The sequence below is a fragment of the Dehalobacter sp. MCB1 genome, from assembly GCF_003590275.1.
GTDB lineage: Bacteria > Bacillota > Desulfitobacteriia > Desulfitobacteriales > Syntrophobotulaceae > Dehalobacter.
Map to the genome: position 1 here is coordinate 89,890 of NZ_LXPC01000005.1, position 6,328 is coordinate 96,217.

4 protein-coding genes are annotated in these 6,328 nt (G+C 44.8%); 2 read left to right on the forward strand and 2 right to left on the reverse strand.

The genetic code is table 11. The features are described from left to right. Nucleotides 1-25 precede the first annotated feature (25 nt). Entirely contained in the window at nt 26-847 is an 822-nt protein-coding gene (locus tag A7K50_RS03680) for a methyl-accepting chemotaxis protein (RefSeq protein WP_119774677.1), read from the forward strand. A gap of 91 nt (nt 848-938) precedes the next feature. Here A7K50_RS03680 and A7K50_RS03685 read toward each other — a convergent pair whose 3' ends face one another. Further along, entirely contained in the window at nt 939-4,373 is a 3,435-nt protein-coding gene (locus A7K50_RS03685; RefSeq protein ID WP_119774678.1) for a pyruvate carboxylase, read from the reverse strand. Between the two features lie 184 nt (nt 4,374-4,557). Continuing rightward, nucleotides 4,558-5,400 (reverse strand): hypothetical protein, encoded by an 843-nt coding sequence (locus A7K50_RS03690; protein WP_119774683.1) that lies wholly within the window; start codon nt 5,398-5,400, stop codon nt 4,558-4,560. A gap of 284 nt (nt 5,401-5,684) precedes the next feature. Between A7K50_RS03690 and A7K50_RS03695 the strand changes: the two genes are divergently transcribed. Continuing rightward, nucleotides 5,685-6,323 (forward strand): hypothetical protein, encoded by a 639-nt coding sequence (locus A7K50_RS03695; protein WP_243103626.1) that lies wholly within the window; start codon nt 5,685-5,687, stop codon nt 6,321-6,323. Nucleotides 6,324-6,328: the final 5 nt, after the last annotated feature.

The following is a 6,328-nucleotide window of genomic DNA, read 5'->3' on the forward strand; positions in this document are numbered from 1 at the left end:
ATTGTTCGAGTAAGGGTGGAATAGAATGGAATTGCTCAAGGGACAAGATGCAATTAACGCACTCTGCGGCATATTGCCTTATGTTGTTAAGGCTCTTCCTCCTGACATGGCCTTATACGTGACGGATGGGAAAAAGTATCTTCAGGCAACCGAGGGAGAAGAGCTTACTATTGGTATTGAAGTCGGTAATGAAGTTTTGGGAACAGCTACCGAAAAATGTATGAAAGAGAACAGGAAGACCGTGTTTAATGTCCGGATCGGGACGTTGTTTCGCGGAGTTAATATACCGATACCTGATGAAAACGGAAGTCCTGTCGGGACGGTGGTATGTGCGACCGGAAGGAAGAAACAGCAGGATGTTAATGAGGTAGCTGTACAGCTGTCCAATTATCTGGATCAGATTGCCTCAGCGGTCGAGGAGATCGCCATGGGTGCCGGGAGACTGGCCGAAGTCGGTCAAGCCCTCTCCGTAAAGGCGCAGGAATCTAACCAGAAAATTAATGAAACTGAAGTCATTATCAACACCATCACAAACATCTCGAATCAGACGAATATGCTTGGTCTAAATGCCGCGATTGAATCGGCCCGGGCCGGGGAACACGGCCGCGGGTTCGGCGTAGTTGCCCAGGAAATCAGGAAGTTAGCCGAAAACAGTAAAAAAGCAGCGGAAGAAGTCCGGCAGATTATTGAGTCGATTTCTTCGGCGGTCACCGACATGACCAATGCAGCTGAAGAATCGGGACAGATCGCCCAGCAGCAGGCTGCGGCCACTCAGGAAAATGCAGCCACGATCGATCACTTGCGGAAGCTGGCGGAGACGGTAAAAGATACGGCTGCCAAATTGTAAATAACCATGATTGAAAAAACACCCGGTATTACAGATGTCGAGGCGGGCACATTGTGTCGCTCTTCGGACTCTGTTATGCCGGGTTTTCTTTTTACTTTAGTTTAATAATCAGTTGACCGGATTTTACCTGCTGGCCTTCGCTGATTAGGATGCTTTCGATTTCTCCGTCCGTTGGGGCCATAATATTTGTCTCCATTTTCATGGCCTCAATGATCAGCATGCTTTGTTTATTGATAATTTTTTCGTTTTCTTTGACAAATACTTTGGAGATAATTCCGGTGATCGATGAGGCGATTTCCTTTGGATTATTCGGGTCTGCCATCAGTGTGACGGAGACCTTTTCTTTTTCTTCAAAGTTTCGGTCAAAGATCCGTACTTCTCTTCTGTTACCGTTGATCTCAAAAAGCAGCGTCTTATAGCCTTCTTCATCCACATCGCGGACTTCAACCAACTTCAAGATCATGGTCTTGCCTTCGTCAAGTTCGATTTCGCTGGTCTCGCCTTCTTTCAATCCGTAGAAAAAGACGTGGCTTTCCAGGTTATAGAGATGCCCGAATTCATCCAGGGATCTGAGATAATCGCTGTATACTTTTGGATAAAGTGCATAGCTCAAGGCGTTCCGGATATTGGGCTCTATATGGTATTCTTCCTGGAGCTTTTTATTGATTTTTTCAAAATCGACCGCTTCAAGAATTTCACCGGGCCGGCAGGTAATCGGATCCTGTCCTTTCAGAACAATTTTCTGCAGCTCTTCTGGGAAACCGCCCTCCGGCTGGCCCATCATCCCTTTGAAATAGTCGACGACTGAGTCGGGAAACGCAAGCGCTTTTCCCTTTTCAAGCAGATTTCTTCTGGTCAGTCCGTTCTGGACCATAAAGATGGCCATATCTCCAACCACTTTGGAGGTAGGGGTAACCTTGACGATGTCACCGAGAATCTGATTGACCTCTATATACATCGCTTTGACTTCATCAAATTTGTGGCCAAGACCAAAACTTTCCACCTGTGGCTTTAAATTGGAATACTGGCCTCCAGGGATCTCATATTTGTATATTTCAGCAGTTCCGGATTTCAGTCCGGATTCAAACTGCTCATAGAACGTTCTGGCTTCACTCCAGTAATTGCAGAGCTTTTGAATATCATCGAGGTCCATTCCCGGATCCATCTTGGTATTGCGGAGCGCAGCAATGATTGAATCCATGGAAGGCTGGCTTGTAGTCCCTGCCATTGGACTGAGCGCCGCATCGACGATGTCCACCCCTGCTTCGGCCGCCATCAGAATTGTGGCGACAGCGTTTCCGCTGGTATCATGCGTATGCAGGTGAATCGGAATGGATATTTCCTGCTTCAGGGCTTTGATCAGTTTAGCTGCGGCATAGGGTTTCAGCAGACCGGACATATCTTTGATGCCAAGTATATGGGCGCCCATCTTCTCGATTTCTTTCGCCATCTTCAGGTAATAGTTCAGCGAGTATTTTTCTTTGCTTTCATCGAGGATATCCCCGGTATAGCATAAACATACTTCTGCTATTTTCCCGGTCTTCATCACTTCATCAAAAGCCACTTCCATGCCTTTCAGCCAGTTCAGGCTGTCAAAGATCCTGAAGATATCAATGCCTTGTACTGCGGCTTCCTGGATAAAGGCTCGGATCAGGTTATCGGGATAGTTGGTATATCCTACGGCATTGGCGCCACGGATCAGCATCTGGAACGGGATATTCGGGATGAGCTGTCTGAGTTTTTGCAGCCTGCGCCAGGGGGATTCCCGTAAAAAGCGGTAGGCAACATCAAACGTAGCTCCGCCCCACATTTCCATGGAGAACAGATCACTGGCCAGGACGGAAGTCGCTTCGGCAATCGAGACAAGATCCTTGGTCCGAACCCGCGTTGCCAGCAGGGACTGGTGCGCGTCCCGGAAAGTCGTGTCGGTCAGCAGTAGTTTGTTCTGGTCTTTGACCCAGGATACGAAGCCGTCAGCACCGCGCTGCTGCAGGATGTCTCTGATTCCTGTACGTTCGGAAGGCAGTTCAATTTTTGGGACTGGGGCGATGTTATAGTCTTTCTTGGTGCTCTTGACTTCGTTGACAATTTTTTCGCCGATATATTTTAGAAGCTTTGTTTCGTAATCCTTTTTGGGTTTGATGTCAAAAAGCTCCGGTGTGTCATCGATAAAATGGGTATCACATTCTCCGCTTAAGAATTTCTCGTGATTCATGACATTGATAAGGAAGGCTTCGTTGGTCTTGACCCCTTTGACATTCATTTCCTTAACGGAACGAATTGCTTTTTGCGTGGTTCCTTCAAACGTTCTGGCCCAGGAGATAATTTTAACGAGCAGGCTGTCATAGTAAGGTGAGATGTTTGCGCCGGTGTAGCCATTACCGCCGTCGAGCCGGATGCCGAAACCGGAACTGGTCCGGTATACGTCAATTTTTCCTGTATCCGGCATAAAGTTTGAGAGCGGATCTTCCGTGGTAATTCTGCACTGGATAGAGTATCCGCGCGGAACCACCGATTCCTGGGACGAAATCCCGATTTCTTTTGAATTTAGCGGGTAGCCCTGAGCGATCAAAATCTGGCTCTGAACAATATCGATCCCTGTCGTCATCTCAGTGATTGTGTGCTCGACTTGGATCCGGGGATTCATTTCAATAAAATAGTGGTTGCCGTGCTTGTCAACCAGAAACTCCGCAGTGCCTGCATTAACATAATTGACAGCTCTGGAAAGTTTAAGCGCATCCTGATACAGGCGATCTCTGACTTCCTGGGGAATCGAAAAAGCCGGCGTAAATTCGAGAATTTTCTGATGGCGGCGCTGCACGGAGCAGTCCCGCTCATACAGATGAACGATATTGCCGTACTTGTCGGCCAGAATTTGAACTTCAATGTGTTTGGGTCTTTCCAGGTATTTCTCAATAAAAATATCTTCAATGCCAAAAGCCTTCTTAGCCTCTGTTCTGGCATTATTAAATTCACGCTCCAGGTCCTTTTCACTGTAGACGACGCGCATCCCTCTTCCGCCGCCACCTGCTGCCGCTTTCAGAATCACGGGATATCCATATTTTTCGGCAAAGACCACAGCTTCGTCCACGGAAGTCATCGGTTTGTCCACGCCGGGAATGACAGGAACTCCTACATTTTGGGCTAGCAGTTTGGATTTGATTTTATCCCCAAGATTTTCAAGTGTATGAACAGACGGTCCGATATAAACAATACCGGCTTCCTCACACTTTTCCGCGAATTCCGGGTTTTCGGATAGGAAGCCATAGCCGGGATGAATGGCGTCGACGCCCTTTTTTAGAGCGAGGTTAATAATTTCACCAATGCTTAAGTATACTTCGATCGGCTTCTTTTTCTCACCAATCAGGTAGGATTCATCCGCTTTCGCTCTGAACAAAGCGTATTTGTCTTCTTCCGAATAAATAGCAACGGTTCTGATCCCGAGCTCTTTGCAGGCCCGAAAAACCCTAATCGCAATTTCTCCCCTGTTTGCGACCAGCACTTTATTAAAATTCTGTATTTTCATTTGGTATCTCCTTTGGCCTTGAAATCAATCATCTTATTCCTACTATTATAAGGCATTGAGGGTGCTGTAAAAAGTACTTCAGAAAAAAAATACCGGAATACAGAATTAATTGTACAAATAATCCAAGTTTTTACCAGTGTGATTGTTAAAATAATCTGAAACAGGCCTACCTTGCTTTGGATTGTTATTTCTTTTGCTTTTTGCTTTGCTCCGCTTCCTGCAAGGACTTCTCGAGTGCGGCAATATTGGCCAGCGTGATTTTCCCTTTGATTTGCACCAGCTGCGTATTTTTTTCCTGAATCACTTTTTCGAGCTCTAGAATGGATAGGTCCAGTTTGCTGGAATCATCCTGCTGTTTCCCCTCCAGCGCGTTATTGAACATAGCCCAGGATGATTTAAGCTCTTTTATCGCCGCCGATGCTTTTTCCCAGTCTTTAGACTCCGCAAACAAAATGGAGCTTCGGCTGAAATAGATGATATTCTTGATTTGAGGAGAAGTATTGGTTTGATAAAGCGCATAAATATCCGGAATTTTCTCATATAGGGCATTTAAGGCCATCATGATTTTCATTTTGTCTTTGGTAGTCACAGATTCTGTAAGAGTATTCAGGGCATCGCTGAAATTCTCGATAAGTTTTTTGGCAGCGCCTTTTTGATTGATTTTAGGCATAACTTCATTCCAAAGATTATGGAGCTGGCTAATTTCGAGTGCTGCCTGCTGTAACGGATCCGGGGTCTGATTCGTCGTCTTTGCCTGTCCGGAGGTGTCCTGTCCCGACTGCTCTTGCTGCTGACTGCCTCCTTCGGTTTGACTCTTACTGTTCGTTTGATTCTGACTACCTGCTTGATTCTGTCCACCGGCTTGGGTCTGTTCATTCTGGTCTTTTGTTTCTTCCGCCATGAGGGACGGCCCTTTTAAAACGCTAAAGATTTTTTCGATCGATGACTCGATGTCTTCGAGCTGTTTAGGGACTGTTTCGGACTTTACCGATTCTTCGGGCTGCTTGCCTGTAATTTTATTCAGCATGCTGCATCCCGAAAAAAATAATAAAGAAATGATAAAAAAGCAAAATAATTTTGTAGACCAATTCCTACTTTTTATTGTAAAATATCCCATATAAATACTTCCTTTGTTACTTTTTTCTGTTATTATTTGCAGTTTCTTGCTTCTTATTCTTAAGAAACTTATTGAATTAATGCCAAAGTTCTGAAATAATGGAAAGTAATATAAACAAGTAATATATAAATAGCTGTTTACACAAGTGAGCATATTTTGGAACGTTATTGGCATTTGTGGAAAGAGGTAGAAGAATGGGATTCAGTAAGTCAATTATTCAGTCGACGATGATTAAGATAACTTTGCTTATGTTCGGTATCATGGTCATTTTATATTTTTTTATCGCAAATATTTATTGGGATGAAGAAGTATTAAAGAAAGAGTTTGAACTGATGAGTGCAGCGTCAGTTTTAGAAAATCAGATTCAAGCGCATTATACGGACATCAAGCTTTACAAAGATGATCGCAATCTTTCTAACGAAGAAAAGATAACAGAAATGAATGCGTTGCTCGGCCAGGATGTTGCCAACCTTTCCGCAAAGTACTCCAATATTCGCATGGGCTATTTTGACAAGGAAATAGATCAGAATATTATTTTTGCACCTAGTGCGGAATCCGTTGTTAAGGATCAGCTTAATGCCGAGTTCTTCCGGCTTTTTCAATCCGGGAATGCGAAATTTATCAATGAAACGGGCGTTATTGACTGGAACGGCCAGGGTATTATTGCGGTTGCTGTACCGCTGTATTACCAGAATACAGTGATTGGTTACACCTGGGCCGAAGTAGGGACCGATAATATCTTTTATCTGTCATCGTTCAAATATGCTAGAGTGCTGGTCCCAAGCATTATTCTCTGGATCATTGTGCTGGCCATTAAGTCAAGTCCTTATTAGTGTGT

Bases quoted from the DNA above. Each gene is read 5' to 3' on its own strand.
- A7K50_RS03680 (WP_119774677.1), top strand. From the start codon at position 26: ATGGAATTGCTCAAGGGACAAGATGCAATTAACGCACTCTGCGGCATA.
- A7K50_RS03685 (WP_119774678.1), bottom strand. From the start codon at position 4,373: ATGAAAATACAGAATTTTAATAAAGTGCTGGTCGCAAACAGGGGAGAA.
- A7K50_RS03690 (WP_119774683.1), bottom strand. From the start codon at position 5,400: ATGCTGAATAAAATTACAGGCAAGCAGCCCGAAGAATCGGTAAAGTCC.
- A7K50_RS03695 (WP_243103626.1), top strand. From the start codon at position 5,685: ATGGGATTCAGTAAGTCAATTATTCAGTCGACGATGATTAAGATAACT.